The sequence below is a fragment of the Pauljensenia sp. UMB3104 genome (assembly GCF_030217285.1).
Lineage (GTDB): Bacteria > Actinomycetota > Actinomycetes > Actinomycetales > Actinomycetaceae > Pauljensenia.
Genome location: NZ_JASONN010000002.1, coordinates 86,523 through 108,023, shown reverse-complemented (window position 1 = coordinate 108,023; position 21,501 = coordinate 86,523). Strand labels below are relative to the sequence as shown.

General features: G+C 63.6%; 29 protein-coding genes. All 29 read right to left on the bottom strand.

Features of this window, described 5'->3' with window-relative positions:
• Positions 1-44: 44 nt before the first annotated feature.
• A complete protein-coding gene (locus tag QP415_RS01740) occupies positions 45-953 on the bottom strand; it encodes a type I methionyl aminopeptidase (RefSeq protein ID WP_285098235.1) in 909 nt (302 codons plus the stop codon).
• Between the two features lie 3 nt (positions 954-956).
• Positions 957-1,535 (bottom strand): adenylate kinase, encoded by a 579-nt coding sequence (locus tag QP415_RS01735; protein WP_048676548.1) that lies wholly within the window; start codon positions 1,533-1,535, stop codon positions 957-959.
• Positions 1,532-2,824 (bottom strand): preprotein translocase subunit SecY, encoded by a 1,293-nt coding sequence (gene secY / locus QP415_RS01730; protein ID WP_016460320.1) that lies wholly within the window; start codon positions 2,822-2,824, stop codon positions 1,532-1,534. Before secY ends, QP415_RS01735 begins: the two co-directional genes overlap by 4 nt.
• A 259-nt stretch (positions 2,825-3,083) precedes the next feature.
• The gene (gene rplO / locus QP415_RS01725; protein ID WP_016460321.1) at positions 3,084-3,548 is read right to left on the bottom strand and encodes a 50S ribosomal protein L15; all 465 of its coding nucleotides are present in this window, start codon (positions 3,546-3,548) and stop codon (positions 3,084-3,086) included.
• 2 nt (positions 3,549-3,550) lie between these two features.
• A complete protein-coding gene (gene rpmD / locus QP415_RS01720; RefSeq protein WP_016460322.1) occupies positions 3,551-3,736 on the bottom strand; it encodes a 50S ribosomal protein L30 in 186 nt (61 codons plus the stop codon).
• On the bottom strand, positions 3,736-4,425 hold the full coding sequence (gene rpsE / locus QP415_RS01715; RefSeq protein WP_009054680.1) for a 30S ribosomal protein S5: 690 nt from the start codon (positions 4,423-4,425) through the stop codon (positions 3,736-3,738). The genes rpmD and rpsE overlap by 1 nt, the downstream gene beginning before the upstream one ends.
• A 28-nt stretch (positions 4,426-4,453) precedes the next feature.
• A complete protein-coding gene (gene rplR / locus QP415_RS01710) occupies positions 4,454-4,825 on the bottom strand; it encodes a 50S ribosomal protein L18 (RefSeq protein WP_016460323.1) in 372 nt (123 codons plus the stop codon).
• Entirely contained in the window at positions 4,825-5,367 is a 543-nt protein-coding gene (rplF, locus tag QP415_RS01705; RefSeq protein ID WP_016460324.1) for a 50S ribosomal protein L6, read from the bottom strand. Before rplF ends, rplR begins: the two co-directional genes overlap by 1 nt.
• Before the next feature lie 15 nt (positions 5,368-5,382).
• Positions 5,383-5,781: a 30S ribosomal protein S8 gene (gene rpsH, locus QP415_RS01700; RefSeq protein WP_009054660.1), complete on the bottom strand. Its 399-nt coding sequence runs from the start codon at positions 5,779-5,781 to the stop codon at positions 5,383-5,385.
• A gap of 62 nt (positions 5,782-5,843) precedes the next feature.
• A complete protein-coding gene (locus QP415_RS01695) occupies positions 5,844-6,029 on the bottom strand; it encodes a type Z 30S ribosomal protein S14 (RefSeq protein ID WP_003790603.1) in 186 nt (61 codons plus the stop codon).
• Positions 6,030-6,032: 3 nt separating this feature from the next.
• Positions 6,033-6,578, bottom strand: coding sequence for a 50S ribosomal protein L5 (rplE, locus tag QP415_RS01690; RefSeq protein WP_009058550.1), 546 nt, complete (start codon positions 6,576-6,578; stop codon positions 6,033-6,035).
• Between the two features lie 2 nt (positions 6,579-6,580).
• Positions 6,581-7,012, bottom strand: coding sequence for a 50S ribosomal protein L24 (gene rplX / locus QP415_RS01685; protein WP_016460325.1), 432 nt, complete (start codon positions 7,010-7,012; stop codon positions 6,581-6,583).
• A gap of 3 nt (positions 7,013-7,015) precedes the next feature.
• A complete protein-coding gene (gene rplN, locus QP415_RS01680; protein ID WP_003790609.1) occupies positions 7,016-7,384 on the bottom strand; it encodes a 50S ribosomal protein L14 in 369 nt (122 codons plus the stop codon).
• Positions 7,385-7,472: 88 nt separating this feature from the next.
• Positions 7,473-7,739, bottom strand: coding sequence for a 30S ribosomal protein S17 (rpsQ, locus tag QP415_RS01675; protein ID WP_003790611.1), 267 nt, complete (start codon positions 7,737-7,739; stop codon positions 7,473-7,475).
• Positions 7,740-7,744: 5 nt separating this feature from the next.
• Positions 7,745-7,978 carry a 50S ribosomal protein L29 gene (gene rpmC / locus QP415_RS01670; RefSeq protein ID WP_003790613.1) on the bottom strand — a complete coding sequence of 78 codons (234 nt, stop codon included), beginning with the start codon at positions 7,976-7,978 and terminating at the stop codon, positions 7,745-7,747.
• A complete protein-coding gene (rplP, locus tag QP415_RS01665; protein ID WP_016460326.1) occupies positions 7,978-8,397 on the bottom strand; it encodes a 50S ribosomal protein L16 in 420 nt (139 codons plus the stop codon). Before rplP ends, rpmC begins: the two co-directional genes overlap by 1 nt.
• 5 nt (positions 8,398-8,402) lie before the next feature.
• Positions 8,403-9,212, bottom strand: a complete 810-nt coding sequence (gene rpsC / locus QP415_RS01660; RefSeq protein WP_016460327.1) for a 30S ribosomal protein S3 — start codon at positions 9,210-9,212, stop codon at positions 8,403-8,405.
• 1 nt (position 9,213) lies between these two features.
• Positions 9,214-9,585 carry a 50S ribosomal protein L22 gene (gene rplV / locus QP415_RS01655; RefSeq protein ID WP_003790620.1) on the bottom strand — a complete coding sequence of 124 codons (372 nt, stop codon included), beginning with the start codon at positions 9,583-9,585 and terminating at the stop codon, positions 9,214-9,216.
• A gap of 29 nt (positions 9,586-9,614) precedes the next feature.
• Positions 9,615-9,896, bottom strand: coding sequence for a 30S ribosomal protein S19 (gene rpsS, locus QP415_RS01650; RefSeq protein WP_003790621.1), 282 nt, complete (start codon positions 9,894-9,896; stop codon positions 9,615-9,617).
• A 16-nt stretch (positions 9,897-9,912) separates the two neighbouring features.
• A complete protein-coding gene (gene rplB, locus QP415_RS01645) occupies positions 9,913-10,749 on the bottom strand; it encodes a 50S ribosomal protein L2 (protein WP_009054709.1) in 837 nt (278 codons plus the stop codon).
• 22 nt (positions 10,750-10,771) lie between these two features.
• Positions 10,772-11,077: a 50S ribosomal protein L23 gene (rplW, locus tag QP415_RS01640; protein ID WP_003790626.1), complete on the bottom strand. Its 306-nt coding sequence runs from the start codon at positions 11,075-11,077 to the stop codon at positions 10,772-10,774.
• Positions 11,074-11,718: a 50S ribosomal protein L4 gene (rplD, locus tag QP415_RS01635; RefSeq protein ID WP_009054699.1), complete on the bottom strand. Its 645-nt coding sequence runs from the start codon at positions 11,716-11,718 to the stop codon at positions 11,074-11,076. The genes rplW and rplD overlap by 4 nt, the downstream gene beginning before the upstream one ends.
• A gap of 2 nt (positions 11,719-11,720) precedes the next feature.
• Positions 11,721-12,386 carry a 50S ribosomal protein L3 gene (gene rplC, locus QP415_RS01630; RefSeq protein WP_048676545.1) on the bottom strand — a complete coding sequence of 222 codons (666 nt, stop codon included), beginning with the start codon at positions 12,384-12,386 and terminating at the stop codon, positions 11,721-11,723.
• An 11-nt stretch (positions 12,387-12,397) separates the two neighbouring features.
• Entirely contained in the window at positions 12,398-12,706 is a 309-nt protein-coding gene (rpsJ, locus tag QP415_RS01625) for a 30S ribosomal protein S10 (protein WP_003790631.1), read from the bottom strand.
• A 557-nt stretch (positions 12,707-13,263) separates the two neighbouring features.
• Entirely contained in the window at positions 13,264-14,451 is a 1,188-nt protein-coding gene (gene tuf / locus QP415_RS01620) for an elongation factor Tu (RefSeq protein WP_048676543.1), read from the bottom strand.
• 146 nt (positions 14,452-14,597) lie between these two features.
• The gene (gene fusA, locus QP415_RS01615; protein ID WP_048676540.1) at positions 14,598-16,721 is read right to left on the bottom strand and encodes an elongation factor G; all 2,124 of its coding nucleotides are present in this window, start codon (positions 16,719-16,721) and stop codon (positions 14,598-14,600) included.
• Between the two features lie 80 nt (positions 16,722-16,801).
• The gene (gene rpsG, locus QP415_RS01610; protein WP_003790637.1) at positions 16,802-17,272 is read right to left on the bottom strand and encodes a 30S ribosomal protein S7; all 471 of its coding nucleotides are present in this window, start codon (positions 17,270-17,272) and stop codon (positions 16,802-16,804) included.
• A complete protein-coding gene (rpsL, locus tag QP415_RS01605) occupies positions 17,272-17,646 on the bottom strand; it encodes a 30S ribosomal protein S12 (RefSeq protein ID WP_003790639.1) in 375 nt (124 codons plus the stop codon). Before rpsL ends, rpsG begins: the two co-directional genes overlap by 1 nt.
• A gap of 528 nt (positions 17,647-18,174) precedes the next feature.
• A complete protein-coding gene (locus tag QP415_RS01600) occupies positions 18,175-21,126 on the bottom strand; it encodes a glycoside hydrolase family 3 C-terminal domain-containing protein (protein ID WP_285098209.1) in 2,952 nt (983 codons plus the stop codon).
• Positions 21,127-21,501 lie beyond the last annotated feature (375 nt).

Genomic DNA, 21,501 nt, shown 5'->3' with positions numbered 1-21,501 from the left:
CCCGGCACCTTCGTGAGGTACCGGGCCCGAAACCAGTCGTCATATCAGTCGAGTGACACCGGAGTGACACCGTAGGGCGCAAGGCCTGCCACTCCCCCATCGCGTGCCGTCAGGACGGAAACACCGTCCTCAGTGATCGCGATCGAGTGCTCCCAGTGGGCAGCGTCGCGGCCATCGACAGTGCGCACGGTCCACTCGTCATCATCCGTGCTGGACGCAATGTCACCTCGGGTGAGCATCGGCTCGACGGCCAGGACCATACCTGGCTTCAGCCGCGCCTGGATGCCGCGCACGTTGTAGTTCAGGACATCCGGAGGCATATGCATCTTGGTTCCGATGCCGTGACCCACAAACTCCTCGATGATGCCGGCTTCCCAGCCATTGATGAGGGCATTCTCCGCAACGACATCCTCAACCGCGTGACCAACCGCGCTGATGCGCTTCCCGTTGGCCAGTCCTGCGAGGGCTGCCCATAGCGACTCGCGCGTCACAGCGTCCAGCTGACGGCGCTCACGCAGCAGATCCTCGTCCACTCCGGCGATGGCACCGCTCGCACGCTCACCCGCCGCGAAGTCCGCGTCGGACACGAACGTATCGCTGACAATCACGCTGAAGGCCGCGTCTCCATGCCACTGGCGCCCGCCTCGTTCGATGTACGCACCACAGTCAAAGGACACGAGGTCGCCCGGGACCAGCTCGTAGTCATCGGGGATTCCGTGGACAATCACATCGTTGACCGAAATGCACACGGTGGCCGGGTAGCCGTAGTAGCCCTTGAAGTTCGAGGTTGCTCCCCCGTCGGCAATCGCCTGGGCGCTCACCTCGTCCAACTCGCGCGTCGTGATACCGGGACGAATGGCGCCGCGCAGGGCCTCGTGGATCGACGCGACGACCAGACCGGCCTCGCGCATCCATCGAAGCTCCTGCGCGGACTTCAGTTCAATGCGTGGCATTGCTCAGTTCTTCGCCACAGAGTCGAGGATCGCGAAGATGCGAGCCGTGACCTCGTCGATCGTGCCGCTACCATCGACAACCTCAAGGAGGTCCTGGTCGACGTAGTAGGTGGCAACGGGTTCCGTCTGCTGGTGGTAGACCTCCAGGCGGTGACGCATGACGGGCTCGGTATCGTCCGTGCGATGCTGCTCCTGGGCGCGCTTGAGCATGCGCTCCACGACCTCGTCCTCATCAACCTGAATCTCGAGAACGACGTCGATGGACTTACCCAGGTCGAGGAGCATGTCGCGCAGCACGTGCGCCTGCTCCACCGAACGCGGGTAGCCGTCGAGCAGGAAACCGTCAGCAGCGTCCGGGGCGGCCAGGCGCGCCTTCACCATGGCGTTCGTGACCGAATCCGGCACGAACTCGCCGCGGTCCATGTAGGCCTGCGCCTGCTTGCCGATCTCCGTGCCCTCCGCCATGTTCGCGCGGAAGATGTCACCCGTCGAAATAGCCGGGATACCGAGACGCTCAGCGATGCGCGAGGCCTGGGTGCCCTTGCCAGCTCCGGGAGGGCCGAGGAGGATGACGACTGTCATTTCAGGAATCCTTCGTAGTGATGCTGCTGCAGCTGCGTGTTGATTTCCTTCACCGTCTGCAGACCGACGCCGATGATGATGAGCAGCGTGGTGCCACCGAAGGGCATCTGCGAGCTCGACAGCTTCAGCGGAATGATCGCGAGAGACGGCAGGAGGGCAATGATCACCAGGTACAGGGCACCCGCCGACGTGATTCGGTTGATCACGTAACGCAGGTACTCAGCCGTGGGGCGACCCGCACGGTAACCGGGGATGAAGCCTCCGTACTTCTTCATGTTGTCGGCAACCTCGTCCGGGTTGAACGTAATGGCCGTGTAGAAGAAGGTGAAGAACAGGGTCATCAGGGCGTAGATCGTCAGGTAGAACGAGCTGCCCTGCGTGAAGTGCGCAGAGATCCACTGAACCCACGCGTCGTCGGGCTTGCCGAACTGCGCCGCCATCGGAGGCAGGGCAAGAATCGACGATGCGAAGATGACGGGGATAACACCCGACATGTTGATCTTCAGCGGGATGTAGGTGGTCGTACCGCCATACTGGCGGCGCCCAATCATGCGCTTGGCGTACTGCACGGGGATTCGGCGCTGAGCCTGCTCGACGTAGACGACCGCGATCGCGACGAGGAGCAGAAGGGCGACGATAGCCGCAACAGAGCCCCACTTGCCGGCCTGGCCAATCGACAGGAGCTGCTCGGGCAGACGAGCGGCAATCGAGGTGAAGATCAGCAGGGACATACCGTTGCCGATGCCGCGCTCCGTGATGAGTTCGCCCAGCCACATGATGACGCCCGTACCGGCCATCATGACGATGATCATCATGATGAACGTGAGTACCGAACGGTCCTTAATGATGTCCTGGTTGCAGGACTGGAACAGCTGGCCGCTGCGCGCCAGAGAAATCGTCGTCGTCGCCTGCAGAATGCCCAGGAAGATAGTCAGATAACGCGTGTACTGCGTCAGCTTCGCCTGGCCGGTCTGTCCCTCCTTGTGGAGGTCATCGAATCGAGGAATCACGACCCGCAGCAGCTGGATGATGATCGACGCGGTGATGTAGGGCATGATGCCCAGCGCGAAGATCGACAGCTGCAGGAGCGCTCCACCCGAGAACAGGTTGACGAGGTCGAGCAGCGACGCCTGCGACTCCTGCGCCATGCAGGCCTGAACGGCCTTCGAGTCCACGCCGGGCGTCGGAATGAACGAGCCCAGCCGGAACGCGGCCATGATGAACAGGGTAAAGAGCAGCTTCCGACGCAAGTCGGGGGTACGGAACGCCTGGGCGAATGCACCGAGCAAGGCTTCCTCCTACGAATGATGGGCAAGCGGGGCAAAAGCCCCTAGACTGATCCAGCTTACCCGACACGGGTAGCGGTTGGCGATATCCAATCATTAAAAAAGCGCATTGCCGCGTATTTAACGAGACGCGGAGCGCTGGCGCCCCATGCGGCGGGGCAAGCCGTTTTCGCGGGTAAAAAACCATTTGACAGCTCCTCATCCGCGATGATGACAGACACGTAACGGGGGTGGTCCCTCGCGGGACCACCCCCGTTCACCGTCAGCGAGCCGAGATGGACCCGCCAGCAGCCGTGATCTTTGCCTCGGCGGAGGACGACCAGGAGTCGACCTCAACCTCGAGCTTCACGTTCAGTTCGCCACTGCCGAGCACCTTGACGGGCGCGGAGTCGCGAACGGCGTGCTTAGCGATGAGATCCTCGACCGTGACCTTGCCGCCCTCGGGGAAGAGCTCCCCGAGCTTGCCAACGTTCACGACCTGGTACTCAACGCGGAAGGGGTTCTTGAAGCCGCGAAGCTTCGGCAGACGCATGTGGATCGGCATCTGGCCACCCTCGAAGCCGGCAGCAACCTGGTAACGGGCCTTGGTGCCCTTGGTGCCACGGCCAGCGGTCTTACCCTTCGAACCCTCACCGCGACCCACGCGGGTCTTCGCGGTCTTGGCTCCGGGGGCAGGACGCAGGTGATGCAGCTTAACGATCTGCGTCTTGTTCGTGGAGTCCGCCATTGTCAGTCGACCTCCTCAGCGGTCACCAGGTGACGCACGGTGCGAACGGCGCCGAGAACGGCATCCGTCTGCTCACGCACGACACTCTGGCCGATCTTGCGCAGCCCGAGGGTGCGCAGCGTGTCCTTCATGTTCTGCTTCGCGTGAGCAGAGGACTTGACCTGGGTGATCTTGATGTTCTTCGCCATCACTTAGCCTCCCCTGCAGCGGCCTTGTCGGCCTCGGCGGCCTCGGCAGCCGCGCGCTTCTCGGCCTCGCCCTCTGCGCGAGCGCGCAGCATGGACGCGGGAGCAACGCGCTCGAGGGGCAGGCCGCGACGAGCGGCGACAGCCTCGGGCTGCTCGAGCTGCTTGAGTGCGTCAACCGTCGCGTGGACGATGTTGATCGCGTTGGACGAGCCCAGCGACTTGGTGAGCACGTCGTGGACGCCTGCGGCCTCCAGGACGGCGCGCACCGGGCCACCGGCGATAACGCCGGTACCGGGGGCGGCCGGACGAAGCAGGACGATACCAGCGGTATCGCGGCCCTGCACCACGTGCGTGATCGTGCGGCGGATCATCGGGACGCGGAAGAAGTTCTTCTTCGCCTCCTCGACGCCCTTGGAAATGGCCTGGGGAACTTCCTTGGCCTTTCCGTAGCCGACGCCCACCGTGCCTTCGCCGTCACCCACGACAACCAGGGCGGTGAAGGAGAAACGACGTCCACCCTTCACGACCTTGGAGACGCGGTTGATCGTCACGACGCGCTCGATGTACTCGTTCTTGTTCTCGTTGTTCCGGCGGTTATCGCGATCGTTGCCGCGGCCGGAGCGGCGCTCACGGCGATCGTTGTTCTCGCCCGCGCCCGAACCGTTCCTGTCTCGCTGCTGTGCAGCCATCAGATGATCTCTCTTTCTTTCGGCTCGTTCACAGCTCGAGTCCGCCCTCACGGGCGGCCTCGGCAACGGCCGCAACGCGACCTGCGTACTTGTTACCACCACGGTCGAAGACGACAGCGGAGATACCGGCAGCCTTCGCACGCTCGGCGATCAGTGCGCCGACCTTGCGAGCCTTGTCAGTCTTCGTGCCCTCGGAACCGGCGAGCTCGGTCTCGATGTCGGAGGCCGACACCAGGGTGTGGCCGACCGTATCGTCGATGACCTGAGCCACCATGTGGCGGTTCGAACGGGTGACGACCAGACGGGGACGCTCGGGCGTGCCGTTGATCTTCTTGCGGAGGCGGAGGTGACGGCGCTTGCGAGCGACGAACTTGCCCTTGCCCTTGATCGAGTAAGCCATCACTTACCAGCCTTTCCGACCTTGCGACGGATGGTCTCGCCCACGTAGTGGATGCCCTTGCCCTTGTAGGGCTCCGGCTTCTTCAGCTTGCGGATGCGAGCAGCGGTCTCACCGACGAGCTGCTTGTCGATTCCGGACACCGTGAACAGCGTCTGGGACTTCGGAGCGATCGTGAACTCGATGCCCTCGGGCGGGGTGACGGTGATCGTGTGGGAGAAGCCCAGGGAGAACTCAAGGTCCTTGCCCTTGGCGACCACGCGGTAACCGGTGCCCGTGATTTCGAGATCCTTCTTGTAGCCCTCGGTCACGCCGATGATCATGTTGGCGATCAGGGTGCGGGACAGTCCGTGGAGCGAACGCGAGGTGCGCTCGTCGTTCGGACGCTCGACGACTACCTGGCCATCCTCAATCTTCGCGGTGATCGGCTCGGCAACAACGTGGGAGAGGGTGCCCTTGGGGCCCTTCACGGTCACGTTCTGGCCGTCGATCGCAACGTCGACGCCGGCGGGGATAGCGATGGGGTTCTTACCAATTCGCGACATTGTTCAGCCTCCTCATCACCAGATGTAGGCGAGGACTTCCCCACCCACACCCTTCTCGGCTGCCTGACGGTCGGTGAGCAGGCCGGAGGACGTGGACAGGATCGCCACGCCGAGGCCGCCGCGGACCTTGGGCAGGTTGGTGGACTTGGCGTACACGCGCAGACCGGGCTTGGACACGCGCTTGAGCCCCTGGATGGCGGCTTCGCGGTGCGAGCCGTACTTCAGGTTGATCGTCAGGGTCTTGCCCACGCGGGCATCCTCGACGGAGGTCGAGGCAATGTAGCCTTCCTCGACCAGGATGTTCGCAATCGCGTTCTTGAGCTTCGAGTACGGCATGGAGACCGCATCGTGGTGCGCACGATTCGCGTTGCGCAGACGCGTCAGCATATCTGCAATCGGGTCTGTCATTGTCATGGGGGTTTATTCCCCTTCCTCGTCGCGGTTTCTCCGGTTACCCGGGACCTGCGACGTTCGTTTTACCAGCTGCTCTTGGTGACACCGGGGAGCTCGCCACGGTGGGCAAGCTCGCGCAGGCACACGCGGCACAGTCCGAACTTGCGGTACACCGAGTGCGGACGACCGCAACGGTTGCACCGGGTGTAGGCACGCACGCCGAACTTCGGCTTGCGGGCAGCCTTGACCTTCAGGGATGTCTTGGCCATGGGTCAGTCCTCCTTGAACGGGAAGCCGAGGTGACGGAGAAGGGCGCGACCCTCTTCGTCGGTGGTGGCCGAGGTGACAACCGTGATGTCCATGCCGCGCACTCGGTCGATCGAGTCCTGGTCGATCTCGTGGAACATCGACTGTTCCGTGAGACCGAAGGTGTAGTTACCGTGACCGTCGAACTGCTTGGAGGACAGTCCACGGAAGTCACGGATACGGGGAAGCGCCGTCGAGAGGAGGCGGTCCAGGAACTCCCACATGCGGTCGCCGCGAAGCGTCACGTGCGCACCGATCGCCTGGCCCTCACGCAGCTTGAACTGCGCGATGGACTTCTTGGCGCGGGTGGTCACGGGCTTCTGGCCGGTGATCGCGGTGAGGTCGCGGATAGCGCCCTCAAGTGCCTTCGAGTCGCGAGCGGCCTCGCCGACACCCATGTTGACGACAATCTTCGTCAGTCCGCCGACCTGCATGACGTTCTCGTGCTTGAACTCAGCACGGAGCGCCTCGCGGATCTCGGAGACGTACTTTTCCTTCAGACGCGGGGCCATGCTCAGATCTCCTTGCCCTGCTCAATGCCGCGCTGCGCGCCGCCGCGAGTCACGCGGACTCGGACGGTGCGGGTGCGGCCGCCGCGCTCGACGGTGTCCTCGCGGAAACCGACGCGAACGCGCTTCTTGGTCTCGGGGTCGACCAGAGCGACCTTCGACAGGGCGATGGGGGCTTCGATGGTCTCGATGCCGCCGGCGCTGCCCTGCTGGCCCTGGCGCACGTGGCGCGTCTTCAGGTTGATGCCCTCGACGAGGACCTTGCCCTCGGCCGGGAACACCTGGATGACGCGGCCCTGCTTGCCCTTGTCGCCGGGCTTGAGGGGCTCGAGGCCCTCTTCAGCGCGACGGGCGTTGCGCTTGGCCAGCGCCTTCTCGTCGGACGTGCGTCCGCGAACGACCTCCACGAGGTCATTCTTACGAATCTTGGCTGCCATGGATCAGATCACCTCCGGAGCGAGGGAGACGATACGCATGAACTTCTTGTCGCGCAGCTCGCGGCCCACGGGGCCGAAGATACGCGTGCCACGCGGCTCGCCATTGTTGTTGATGATGACGGCCGCATTCTCGTCGAAACGAATGTAGGAACCGTCGGGGCGGCGGGTTTCCTTACGCGTGCGAACGATCACTGCCTTGACGACTTCGCCCTTCTTGACGTTGCCGCCGGGGATGGCGTCCTTCACGGTAGCGACAATGGTGTCGCCGATACCCGCGTAGCGCCGACCCGAGCCACCGAGAACACGGATGGTCAGGATCTCCTTGGCCCCTGTGTTATCGGCGACCTTCAGTCGCGACTCCTGCTGGATCATTTTCTATTGACTCCTGTCGTCGTGCCGGTTCTCTCCCGGATTGTACCGGTCGAGCCTTGCCGAACGGATTTCGGTCTGTGAGCGAAGGTCACTTCGCCTTTTCGAGGATCTCCACAACGCGCCAGCGCTTGGTGGCCGACAGCGGGCGGGTCTCCATGATGAGGACGAGATCGCCGACACCGCACTCGTTGTGCTCGTCGTGAACCTTGACCTTCTTGTTCTTGCGCATGACCTTGCCGTAGAGGGCGTGCTTGACGCGGTCCTCGATCTGGACGACAACGGTCTTGTCCATCTTGTCGCTGACGACGTAGCCGCGACGGACCTTACGCTCGTTACGAGCGGTGGTTTCTGCCATCAGGCTCACTCCTCAGTGCTCGGGGCGGTGCGGTAGCCAAGCTCCCGCTCACGCGCGATGGTGTAGATCCGGGCAATGTCGCGACGCACGGTCTTCATACGACCGTGATCCTCGAGGTTGCCAACGGCCTGCGCGAAACGCAGGTTGAACAGCTCGGCCTTAGCCTTCTCCAGCTCCTTGGACAGCTGGGAGTTGTCCATGGCGTCGAGCTGCTCGGTGGTCAGACCCTTATCTGCCATCAGATGTCACCACCCTCTCGGACCACGAAGCGGGTCTTGATAGGAAGCTTGTGCTGGGCACGGCTGAGGGCCTCGCGAGCGAGCTCCTCGGGGACGCCTGCCAGCTCGAACATGACGCGTCCGGGCTTGACGGGGGCAACCCACCACTCCGGAGCACCCTTACCGGAACCCATTCGGGTTTCGGCGGGCTTCTTCGTCAGCGGACGGTCCGGGAAGATGTTGATCCAGACCTTACCGCCACGCTTGATGTGACGGGTCACGGCAATACGAGCCGCCTCAATCTGACGGTTGGTGATGTAGGCGGGCTCGAGAGCCTGGATGCCGTAATCGCCGAACGCCAGTTCGGTGCCACCGGAGGCGAAGCCAGTGCGGTGAGGACGGTGCTGCTTGCGGTACTTAGTCCGACGGGGAATGAGCATGGGGCTCAGGCCTCCGATCCGGTCGTGGGCGCAGCGGCCTCGGAGGCGGAAGCCTCACGGGGTGCCTGCTGCGCAGCGGTCTCCTGGTTGGGGCGTCCACCGCGGCGGGGGCCACGGCGGCCATCGCGACGTCCGCCACGCTGGGCCTGCTCGGCCTGCTGGCGAGCGAACTCGCGCTCGGTGATGTCGCCCTTGTAGATCCACACCTTGACGCCGATGCGACCGAAGGTCGTACGGGCCTCGTGGAATCCGTAGTCGATGTTCGCGCGGAGGGTGTGCAGCGGCACGCGGCCCTCACGGTAGAACTCGGAGCGGGACATTTCGGCGCCACCCAGACGGCCGGACACCTGGACACGAATGCCCTTGGCGCCAGCGCGCTGCGCGGACTGGATGCCCTTACGCATCGCACGACGGAAGGACACGCGGGCAGCAAGCTGCTCGGCGATGCCCTGCGCAACGAGCTGCGCTTCGAGATCGGGGTTCTTCACCTCGAGGATGTTCAGCTGAACCTGCTTGCCCGTCAGCTTCTCGAGCTGCACGCGCAGGCGATCGGCCTCGGCGCCGCGGCGGCCGATGACGATGCCGGGGCGAGCGGTGTGCAGGTCGACGCGAACGCGGTCACGCGTACGCTCAATGTCGACCTCGGCGATACCAGCGCGCTCGAGGTTGTCGGTCAGGAACTTGCGGATCGCGACGTCTTCCGCCACGTAATCCGCGTAGCGCTGTCCCTTGGTGGTGGAGTCGGAGAACCAGCGAGACCGGTGGTCAGTGGTGATTCCCAGACGGAACCCGCGGGGGTTGACCTTCTGACCCATATCAGCGGTCTCCCTTCTTCTTGTCTTCCTTGGTCCCCACCACGATGGTGATGTGGGAGGTGCGCTTCAGGATACGACCGGCGCGCCCCTGTGCACGGGGACGAATACGCTTCATGGTCGGACCCTCGTCCACGTATGCCTCCAGGACGAGCAGGTCGGCCTCGTTGAAGGTCTCTCCGGCGTTCTCAGCCTTGACCTTCGAGTTGGCGACGGCGCTCAGGAGCACCTTGCGGACATCGGTGGCGACGGCCTGCGGGGCGAACCGCAGAATGTCGGCGGCCTCCAGAACACGCTTGCCGCGAACTTCGTTCACAACACGGCGGGACTTCTGGGGCGTGACGCGGATGAATCGCGCCTGCGCCTTGGCTTCCATGTATCTGCCTCTTCTTCCGTGGGGCCGGCTCAGCGCCGACGTCCCTTACGATCGTCCTTGTCGTGGCTGCGGAAAGTACGCGTGGGAGCGAACTCGCCGAGCTTGTGGCCCACCATCGACTCGGTGACGAAAACGGGCACATGCTTACGGCCGTCGTGGACGGCGATGGTCAGGCCCAGGAAATCCGGGGTGATGACCGAGCGACGCGACCAGGTCTTGATGACGTTCTTCGAGCCGGATTCGTTCGCGGCGTCGACCTTCTTGAGCAGGTGGTCGTCGACGAACGGGCCCTTCTTCAAACTACGCGGCATTTCAATCGACTCCTACTCAGCGGTTCTTGCCGGTCTTGCGACGGCGGACGATCAGACGATCGGACGCCTTCTTCGGACGACGCGTACGGCCCTCGGGCTTGCCCCAAGGCGACACGGGGTGACGACCACCGGACGTGCGGCCTTCACCACCGCCGTGCGGGTGATCAACCGGGTTCATAACGACACCACGGACGTGCGGGCGCTTGCCCTTCCAACGCATACGGCCGGCCTTGCCCCAGTTGATGTTCGACTGCTCGGCGTTGCCGACCTCGCCGATGGTGGCGCGGCAGGTGGCCTCCACGTTGCGGATTTCGCCGGACGGCATACGCAGCTGGGCGAAGCGGCCTTCCTTAGCGACGAGCTGCACGGAGGTGCCAGCGGAACGAGCGATCTTAGCGCCGCCACCCGGGTAGAGCTCAACGGCGTGCACAACGGTACCCAGGGGGATGTTGCGCAGCTGCAACGAGTTGCCGGGCTTGATGTCGGCACCAACGCCAGCCTCGATCTGATCGCCCTGCTTCAGGCCGGTCGGAGCGAGGATGTAGCGCTTCTCGCCATCCGCGTAGTGCAGGAGAGCGATGCGAGCGGTGCGGTTGGGGTCGTACTCGATGTGAGCGACCGTTGCCGGGACGCCGTCCTTGTCGTGACGACGGAAGTCGATCACGCGGTACTGGCGCTTGTGGCCGCCGCCGCGGTGGCGGGAGGTCACGCGACCGTTGTTGTTACGGCCACCGGTCTTGTGCAGCGGGCGCAGCAGCGACTTCTCGGGGGTGTCGCGGGTGATCTCGACGAAGTCAGAGACGGACGAGAAGCGACGGCCCGGAGTCGTGGGCTTGTACTTGCGAATTCCCATTGTTCAAATGTCCCTTCGGTCCTCAGGCCTGATCGCCGAAGATGTCGATGGTGCCCTCACGCACGGTGACGATGGCACGCTTGACGTCCTTGCGCTTACCGATCCCGTTACGGGTGCGGTAGGTCTTGCCCTTGCGGTTCTGGGTCGCGATGGAACCGATCTTGACGCCGAAGATACGCTCGAGGGCAATCTTGATCTCGGTCTTGTTCGCGCGGGGGTCAACCTCGAAGGTGTACTTGCCCAGGTCCATGAGGGCGAGCGACTTCTCGGTGGTGACCGGCTTCAGGATGATGTCGCGGGGGTTCTTACCCGCTTCAATCGTGCTCACTTGGTCTCCTCCTTGGTACCGAGGAAGGACTCAAGGGCGGCCTGCGTGAAGACGATGTCATCGGCGTCCAGGACGTCGTACGTGTTCAGCTGGTCGGCCCACAGAACGTGAACCTCGGGAACGTTGCGCAGGGACAGCGCGGTCAGTTCGTTGCCACGCTCGAGGACGACGAGAGCCTGACGGTCCTCGACGATCGCGCGCAGAGCGGCGAGAGCAGCCTTGGTCGAGGGCTTGTCGCCTTCGAACAGGGCGGTGACAACGTGGATGCGGTCGGCGCGCGCACGATCGGACAGAGCGGAACGCAGAGCGCCCTGCTTCATCTTCTTGGGGGTGCGCTGGTCGTAGTCACGCGGCTGGGGGCCGTGGACGATGCCGCCACCGGTGAAGTGAGGCGCACGGATGGAGCCCTGACGGGCGTTACCGGTGCCCTTCTGGCGGAACGGCTTCTTGCCGCCACCAGCGACCTCACCGCGGGTCTTCGTCGCGTGCGTGCCCTGGCGGGCGGCCGCAAGCTGAGCGACGACAACCTGGTGCATCAGCGGAATGTTGGTGGGGACGTCAAAGATGGACCCGGGGAGAACGACGGAACCCGCCTTCTTGCCCTTGAGGTCGATGACGTCAACGTTACGATCGTCAGCCATGATCACGCACCCTTCACGGAGGAGCGAACCAGGACAACGCCGTTCTTCGGGCCGGGGATGGCACCGCTGATGAGCAGCAGGCCCTTCTCGGTGTCGACGGCCTGGATCGTCAGGTTCTCAACAGTACGACGGTTGCCACCCATGCGGCCGGCCATACGCAGGCCCTTGAAGATGCGACCGGGCGTCGCGCAGGCGCCGATCGAACCGGGCTTGCGGTGGTTGCGGTGCGCACCGTGGGAGGCGGAAACACCAGCGAAGCCGTGACGCTTCATGACGCCAGCGAAGCCCTTGCCCTTGGTGGTGCCGGAGACATCGACAGCCTCGCCAGCCTCGAAGGTGGCGGCGTCGAGCTCCTGGCCGAGCTCGTAAGAATCGTGCTCGGAGGTGCGGACCTCGACGAGGTGACGGCGCGGAGCAACTCCGGCCTTCTCGAAGTGGCCCTGCAGGGGCTTGGTGACCTTACGGGAGTCAATCTCACCGAAGCCAAGCTGGATAGCGGAGTAGCCGTCGACCTCTTCGGTACGAACCTGGGTGACGACGTTGGTGCCGACCTGCACGACAGTCAGGGGCACGAGGTGGCCGTCGGCATCCCAAACCTGGGTCATGCCGATCTTGCGGCCGAGCAGCGCCTTGACGGGCGCGGCAGCGTGCTGCTTCTTCTTAGTCATTGCAGATGTCCTCAGAGCTTGATCTCGATGTTGACGTCCGCAGGCAGGTCGAGGCGCATAAGCGAGTCGACGGCCTTGGGGGTCGGGTCGATGATGTCGATGAGCCGCTTGTGCGTGCGCATTTCAAAGTGCTCGCGGCTGTCCTTGTACTTGTGGGGCGACCGAATGACGACGAAAACGTTCTTTTCGGTCGGCAGCGGCACCGGGCCCACGACCGTGGCGCCAGCACGCTGTACGGTGTCCACGATCTTGCGCGCGGAGCTGTCGATGACCTCGTGGTCATACGACTTGAGCCGGATGCGGATCTTCTGTCCCGCCATGCCGTCTTACCTCTTCTCGTACAGATTCGCCGCCGGTCCCCGCACTCGGGCGTGTCGCAGCCGTTGTGCGCGCGATTGCTCGCGCTGGACCGACGTCTTGTCCAAAGATCTTGGGCATATTGCCCGATCCATACGTGATGGCACGCATGGACCACCCCAGAGACGCTGGGGCATCCGTGCCATTCTGTCAGAGTTCCACCCGCGAGTACAAACCCGGAGGGGGATTCTCGCATGTGAAACCACCGACAGAGTGGCAGCGACAATGGTCTGAGCTGCGTGAAACAGTCCGGACCGTCACCAAGAAACTACCGTACCCCGCACTCGGGCGTGTCGCAACCGGGGATCGGTCACATTCTCGTCAACGAGGCCTGGGCTCCTCGGGGGAAACGTCTCCCAGGCAGGCACCCACCACTACCCCACCATCTTCCACCCCACCTTCCCCACCGACGCGACACCCGGCTGAAGACAGCTAAGGGCCCCGCCTCTGAAAAGAGGCGGGGCCCTCAATGCCGCTGGATCAGCAGCGAATCAAATCTGAGAAAGTCTCAGAGGTCGATTCACTTGATGATCTTGGTGACACGACCGGAACCAACGGTGCGGCCACCCTCACGGATGGCGAAGCCGAGGCCGGGCTCCATAGCGATGGGCTGGATCAGCTCAACGGAGATCTCGGTGGTGTCGCCAGGCATGACCATGTCGGTGCCCTCGGGGAGGGTGATGACGCCGGTCACGTCCGTGGTACGGAAGTAGAACTGCGGACGGTAGTTCGAGAAGAACGGGTTGTGACGGCCGCCCTCTTCCTTCTTGAGGATGTAGACCTGGCCCTCGAACTCGGTGTGAGGCGTGATGGAGCCGGGAACGGCCACAACCTGGCCACGCTCGACCTCGTCGCGCTTGGTGCCACGCAGCAGCAGACCACAGTTCTCGCCAGCCCAGGCCTCGTCCATCGACTTGTGGAACATCTCGATGCCGGTCACCGTGGTCTTCTGGGGCTCACGGATACCGAGGATCTCGACCTCGGAGTTGATGGGCAGCTTGCCACGCTCAACACGACCGGTGACGACCGTGCCACGACCGGTGATCGTGAAGACGTCCTCGATCGGCATGAGGAAGGGCTTGTCCATGTCGCGCTCGGGGGTGGGGATGTAGGAATCCACAGCCTCCATGAGCTCCTCGACCTTGGCAACCCACTCCGGGTCGCCCTCGAGGGCCTTCAGAGCGGAAACCTGGATGATCGGAGCGTCGCGATCGAAGTCCTGGGACTCGAGCAGGTCGCGGCACTCTTCCTCAACCAGCTCCAGCATCTCCTCGTCGTCGACCATGTCGGCCTTGTTGAGGGCGATGAGGATGGTGGGGACGCCGACCTGACGGGCGAGCAGAACGTGCTCGCGGGTCTGGGCCATGGGGCCGTCGGTGGCGGCGACCACGAGGATCGCGCCGTCCATCTGGGCCGCGCCGGTGATCATGTTCTTGACGTAGTCGGCGTGGCCGGGGGCGTCAACGTGCGCGTAGTGACGCGCCTCGGTCTGGTACTCGACGTGGGAGACGTTGATCGTGATACCACGATCGCGCTCCTCGGGAGCGTTGTCGACCTGATCGAAGGGGGTGAACTCGTTCAGATCGGGGTACTTATCGTGCAGCACCTTGGTGATAGCTGCCGTCAGCGTCGTCTTGCCGTGGTCAACGTGACCAATCGTGCCGATGTTGACGTGCGGCTTGGTGCGCTCAAACTTGGCCTTCGCCACTTGTGTCCTCCTGGACTCGGGTAGATATTCTCAGCCTACGGCTAGGTGCCACTTTAACACCCCTGGGGCTTGAGACCTACTGGGTTTACTTGTGTGTGAGGCGGCTCGCAGGGCAGACGACCTGCCCCGCGAGCCCCCGGTGGGACTCAGTTGCCCCGAGACTTGCCGACGATCTCGTCCGCGACGGCGCGCGGAACCTCGGCGTAGCTGTCGAACTCCATGGAGTAGACAGCGCGGCCCTGCGTCTTGGAGCGCAGGTCGCCAACGTATCCGAACATCTCGGACAGCGGCACCTGAGCCTTGACGACGCGCACGCCGTGCTGCTCGTCCATCGACGAGATCTGACCACGACGAGAGTTGAGGTCGCCGATGACATCGCCCATGTACTCCTCGGGAGTACGAACCTCAACGGCCATGATCGGCTCGAGGAGGACGGGGTTAGCCTTCTTGGCGGCTTCCTTCAGCGCCATCGAGCCAGCAACCTTGAACGCCATTTCGGAGGAGTCAACCTCGTGGTAGGCGCCATCGAGCAGCGTGGCCTTAATGTCAACCATCGGGTAGCCAGCGAGAACGCCGGACTGCATGGCGTCCTTGATGCCCGCATCGACCGACGGAATGTACTCGCGAGGAACGCGGCCACCGGTGACCTTGTCCTCGAACATGTACTCTTCCTCGGAGTCGGCCGGGAGGGGCTCCAGGGCGATGATGACACGCGCGAACTGACCGGAACCACCGGTCTGCTTCTTGTGCGTGTATTCGTACTTTTCGACCGTCTTGCGGATGGTCTCACGGTAGGCAACCATCGGGTTACCCACGTTGGCCTCGACCTTGAACTCGCGACGCATACGGTCGACGATGATGTCGAGGTGGAGCTCACCCATACCACCGATGATGGTCTGGCCGGTCTCGGCGTCGAGCTCGACGGTGAACGTCGGGTCCTCTTCCGCCAGCTTCTGGATGGCGACGCCCATCTTCTCCTGGTCGGCCTTCGACTTGGGCTCGACGGCGACCTGGATAACGGGGGCGGGGAACGTCATCGACTCGAGGACGATCGGCTTGTCGATCGCGGACAGGGTGTCGCCGGTCGTGGTGTCCTTGAGGCCGATCACCGCGTAGATGTGGCCAGCGTGCGCCACGTCGACGGGGTTCTCCTTGTTCGAGTGCATCTGGAAGATCTTGCCGATGCGCTCCTTCTTGCCCTTGGTCGAGTTGAGGACCTGGGAGCCGGACTCGACCTTACCGGAGTACACGCGGATGAAGGTGAGCTTGCCGTAGAAGGGGTGAGCGGCGATCTTGAACGCCAGAGCCGAGAAGGGTTCCTTCTCGTCGGGGTGACGGACCTCGGTCTCTTCCTCGGTCTCAGAGCCGGGGAGGAAGCCGCGAACGTCGCCGATGTCGAGCGGGGAGGGCAGGAAGTCCACGACGGCGTCGAGGACGGGCTGCACGCCCATGTTGCGCAGAGCGGTACCGCAGTACACGGGGAACGCGCGCGAGGAGATGGTCAGGAGGCGGATGCCTTCCTTGATCTGCTCGATCGTCAGCTCGCCGTTCTCCAGGTAAGCCTCGGTCAGCTCGTCGGAGCCCTCGGCGGCGGCCTCAACGAGCGCCTCGCGGTACTCTTCAGCCTTTTCCTGGTACTCGGCGGGGATCGGGCCGCGCTCGACGATGGAGCCGAGCGTGTCGTTGCCCTTGTCGTCCTTGGCCGGGTAGGTCAGGGCCTCCATGGTCAGCAGGTCGATGTTGCCGACGAAGTCATTCTCGGCGCCCATCGGGAGCTGCATGACAATCGGGGTCGCGTGCAGGCGGTCGCGAATGGTACCAACCGAGAAGTAGAAGTCGGCGCCCATCTTGTCCATCTTGTTGATGAAGCAGATACGCGGGACGTCGTACTTGTCAGCCTGACGCCACACGGTCTCGGACTGGGGCTCAACGCCCTCCTTGCCGTCGAACACGGCGACGGCGCCGTCGAGGACGCGCAGCGAGCGCTCAACCTCAACGGTGAAGTCAACGTGACCGGGGGTGTCAATGATGTTGATCTGGTTACCGTTCCAGAAAGAGGTAACGGCGGCGGACGTAATCGTGATGCCGCGTTCCTTTTCCTGTTCCATCCAGTCGGTCGTCGAGGCGCCATCGTGCGTCTCGCCGATCTTGTAGTTGATGCCCGTGTAGAACAGGATGCGCTCCGTCACGGTCGTCTTGCCGGCATCGATGTGAGCCATGATGCCAATGTTGCGGACCTTGTTGAGATCCGTCAGCACCTCTAGTGCCACGAGTGTGGTTCCTTCGTTCGAAGTAATGGGTGTTCTTGCTGCGTGAGACGAGGCCTGGTTGCCCAGGCCTCGTCTTTAAATCACCAGCGGTAGTGCGCGAAGGCGCGGTTGGACTCAGCCATCTTGTGCATGTCCTCACGGCGCTTCACAGCGGCACCGAGGCCGTTGGAGGCGTCGAGGATCTCGTTGGCGAGACGCTCGGTCATGGTCTTCTCGCGACGCTGACGCGAGAAGTCGACCAGCCAGCGCAGGGCCAGCGTCGTGGCGCGCGCGGGGCGAACCTCGACGGGGACCTGGTAGGTCGCACCGCCGACGCGGCGGGAGCGGACCTCGAGGGCCGGACGGATGTTCTCGAGGGCGCGCTTGAGCACGGAGACGGGCTCCTGCTCGGTGCGCTCGCGAACGGTTTCAAGTGCGCCGTAGACGATGCGCTCGGCGACGGTCTTCTTGCCGTCGAGGAGAACGCGGTTGACCAGCTGGGTCACGACCTTGGAGCCGTAAACCGGGTCATCGACGAGGGGGCGACGGGGAGCGGGGCCCTTACGAGGCATTACTTCTTCTCCTTCTTCGCGCCGTAACGGGAACGAGCCTGCTGACGGCCGCGGACACCCTGGGTGTCGAGCGAGCCGCGGACGATGCGGTAACGCACACCGGGCAGGTCCTTCACACGACCACCGCGCACGAGCACGATCGAGTGCTCCTGCAGGTTGTGGCCCTCACCGGGAATGTACGCGGTGACTTCGATGCCGGACGAAAGGCGCACACGAGCGACCTTTCGCAGAGCCGAGTTCGGCTTCTTCGGCGTGGTGGTGTACACACGGGTGCACACGCCGCGACGCTGGGGGGAGCCCTTCAGCGCGGGGGTCTTCACCTTCGCGCGCTTCGAGACACGTCCCTTGCGGACGAGCTGCTGAATGGTAGGCACTGGGTCTCCAGTTTCTTTCCGTCGGCGGCCTCCCCTCACGTCGAGGGGCGGCCCTGATTGTCAGTCTTCCGCGACTGCGTCACCCCCGCGTGGGCACACGTGTCCGCTGGGGGCCGGCGCGCCATGATAACCACGAGGGTCAGAGAATGACGCCCGGAGCTCCGACGGACGGAGCCCGCTCCCGGTTTCCCGGGCACAGAGGTCCCACAGAGGCGGGAACCACCCTCAAGGATAGTGGGAAACGTCGCCATTCGTCAAAGGGGCTGACGTGTGGTTCCCCCCTCATCGACGAGGCCGGGGCCCGGAAGCGCTCGCGCCGTTCAGTACCGGGGTGGTTCGTCCCCCTCCTGCGGCGACACGTCGTCCCGTCTGAGTGACTCTCGCAGCGCTCGTCAAGACTCACGTCATCCCATGTGCTGTGCGACGCGGAGGGGCCCGCAGGCGCTTACCTGCGGGCCCCTCCGCCACGGATGAACGAAGCTTGTTGTCACCCGAGGGTTATGATCCGTCCGATCGATCCCAAAGTGGTCACTCGTCCGCCTTCTCAGCCCCTGCCTCGTCAATCGAAGCGTTGGGTTCGACGGTGATCACGGCCTGCGCCTTGCGGGTGCGGTAGCGGCGGATCGCCACCACCTCAAGGACCAGCAGCGACAGGATGAGGATTCCTGCCACCACCCAGGTGATGTACTCCCAGGTGTTGCGAGTGACCTCGGGCTGACCATTCTCGTACATCCACGAGTTGGCGACCGTGTAGAGGATGTCGTGCGAGGCAGTGCGCAGCGCGGTCACACCCGCCGCATCCTGCACGTTAACCGTCGCGATCGGCATGTCGAGCGTCGCGAGCATCATGTCGCCGCCGTTACGGGTAATCTGGTCGGCGTTCTGGTAGCCGTAGCCGGCGAAGTAGTCGGTCAGGACCATGCCGCGGAAGCCCCACTCGTCACGCAGGACATTCTTCAGCAGCGCCGAGTTCGCACCCGCGTACTCAGGGCCGATGTAGTTGAAAGCACTCATGATCGCGTGCGCGCCACCATCCTTGACGCCGATCTCGAAGGGACGCAGGTACACCTCACGCATCGCCTGCTCATTCGTCCAGGTCGCCAGCATGTGCGTGCGGTTGGTTTCCTGATCGTTGAGGGCAAAGTGCTTGAGGAAGGCGTACACGCCCTTGGCCTGAGCACCCTTGATCTCCTCGGCGACCTGCGAGCCAGCCAAAACCGGATCCTCCGAGAAGTACTCGAAGTTACGACCCGCGTAGGCGTAACGGTGCGTGTTCGTCGCCGGCGCATACCAGCCCGAGACCTGCATGTCGTGTGCCATCGTGCCGATCGCATCGCCGAAGGAGTGCGCGAGCTCCTTGTTGAAGGTGGCCGCCACGGAGACCGCGGAAGGCAGACCGATCGAACCGACGCCCGTGAAGTTGTTGTTCAGCGAGGCGGGGCCGTCCACATCGGACACGCGCAGCTTGCCGATCGACGAGATCGCCGGGGAGCCGTAGCCACCCTTGGAGATGAGCGTGTTCATCTCCTTGATGGACAGCTGGTCGAGGAGCTGATCCCACTTCGGGTCGTTGTAATCGAGGCCCGCGAGATCACCCAGGACGAGGCCGTTCTTCGCACCCGTCGTCGGCATCGTCGCGCTACTGTCGGCGTCAGCTGCCGCCGCATCGTAGTTCGAGTTCGCGAGGAACTTCGCCTTATCGGCCTCGCTCATCTCGAAGTTCGTGGGGGCGGCAGTGGCCGCCGCGAGGTTGGCGAAGTGGCCCGCACGGGACAGGTAGGTGACATCACCCTTCGCATCGTCGAACTGGTTGGTGGCCACAACCTTGTCACCATCGTGCGTGTTATCAGCGGTGTTGAAGGTCTGCGTGGCACCCACCGTGTACGTCTTCTCATCGATGACGTCATGCGAGTTCGAGCGAGCGGAAATCTTGTAGTCGCCGGCCTCGAGCACGTACGCCTTCGCGTTCGTCGCGTCGTAGGACGCGAGATCGTCTCGGTTCCAGGAAACCGTCAGCGTCTGGGACTCGCCAGGCTCCAGCAGCTTCGTCTTGTCGAACGACAGCAGGTTCGCAGAAGCCTTCTCGATGCCACCATCCGTGTAGGGCGGGTTGTCGTAGATCTGCACGACATCCTTGCCTGCGACCTGGCCTGTGTTCGTCACGGTCACGTCCGCGGACATGGCACCCGTGGCCTCATCGACTGAGATACCGCCCATCGACTGGGAGAACGTCGTGTAGGACAGGCCGTAGCCGAAGGGGTAGACGACCTCGTTGCCGTAGTCGATGACGCCCTCAGCGGCGGCCGTCTCGTACCAGCGGTAGCCGACGTAGATCGAGTCGTTGTAGTTGACGAAGGACGGCTGCGTCTGAGTGCCCTTATTGAAGGGATCATCCTGCGCAAACTCCGTCATATTCGTGTACTGGAAGTCGCCAAAGTTGTTCGCCGCGGGACCAGCCTTAATGTCACGCGCGAAGGTGTCGGGGGTCTTCGCCGAGGGGTTCACCTCGCCGTCCAGGATGCGGCCCAGCGCATTGAAACCCACCTGGCCGCCGGGAATCGCCCACACGATCGCATCGATCTCCGGGTCATCCTGGAGGTCACCCAGCTGGAAGGCGTTCGCAGCGTTGATAACAACAACCGTCTTCGTCGACGTCTTCTTCGCCAGCTCGATCATGTCCTTCTCAGGACGCGTCAGCTCGAGGTAGCCCTGACCGTCCTCGAAGTCCGTGTACTCATCGGAGTTGTTCGTGTAGCTGAAGTACGGGTTGTCAGCCATCTCCTTATTGACATCGCGCGGCAGGTCGAATCCCTCGCCGCCGGAGCGAGCGATCGTCACGACCGCCGTATCGCCGAAGGCAGCCGCGTTGGAGAGCAGGTCGTCGGAGTACTTGTCCTGTGTCGGCTCGGGCAGCGACCAGTCAGCCTTGAACATGCCGACCTCCGGGCGCTCAGCGCGGTAGGAGGTGTACAGGTTCGTCAGCTCATCGTTCGTGCTGAAGCCAGCATTGTGGAGGCCATCCAGGAGGGAGGTCGTCGGATTATCCTTCGACAGCGAGCCGGAGCCTGTGCCGCCGTAGATCGGGTTCGTCGCCCCCCAGCCCCACACGTTGATCGCGGAGCCCTTGGCGAGAGGCAGGGCACCACCCTGATTCTTCAGGAGGACCATGCCCTCGTCCGAAATGTCGTTGCCCAGCACTTCGACCTGTGCCTTCGACGCGTCCGTCAGCGCACCAGTGCCAGCCGCAAGGTCGAGCACCGTCTTGAAGCCGCCGTACATCATCGACACGACAGCGACGACAACCGCAACGAACGCTGCGATCCACGCGGTCGAGCGCGTGAGCTTACGGGCAGGCTTGCCCATCTTGAAAACAGCGAGGGAGACGATGATGGCGAGCGCCAGCGCCACGCCGATGACGATCAAGGGGACCTTGATCGACTCAACCATCTTCCACACATCAGACCAGTTGATGGAATGCATTGTTGATGTCCTCTTTCAGTTCCGAAACCCTGCATCCCAGAGCCAGACCAGCTCCCCTACCTTCCCTGTGTATGTCTCCATCGACGCAGGTCGCCGCAGACCAGAGGGCAGTTGGGAACCGCCACCACCTATTCAACCGCACGGTCGCCCCTGCGTCGTGGGGCCTCGTCCGTTCTGTCGGATTCGCCGCACAATCTGTCAGGGTGAGAGAGCTGGAACCCCGCTGGCTTCGCTGCCTACATGGAAAGTCTCTCTCCCCGAAAGCCTCGCTCCCGCACCGAGGTCGGGACCCGCGGACCTTAATGCCGGGGCGCCACGGCGGTATCAGCCCCGTCACCGACGACGGCAACCACGGGGGATGCGCGAGGGCCCGGC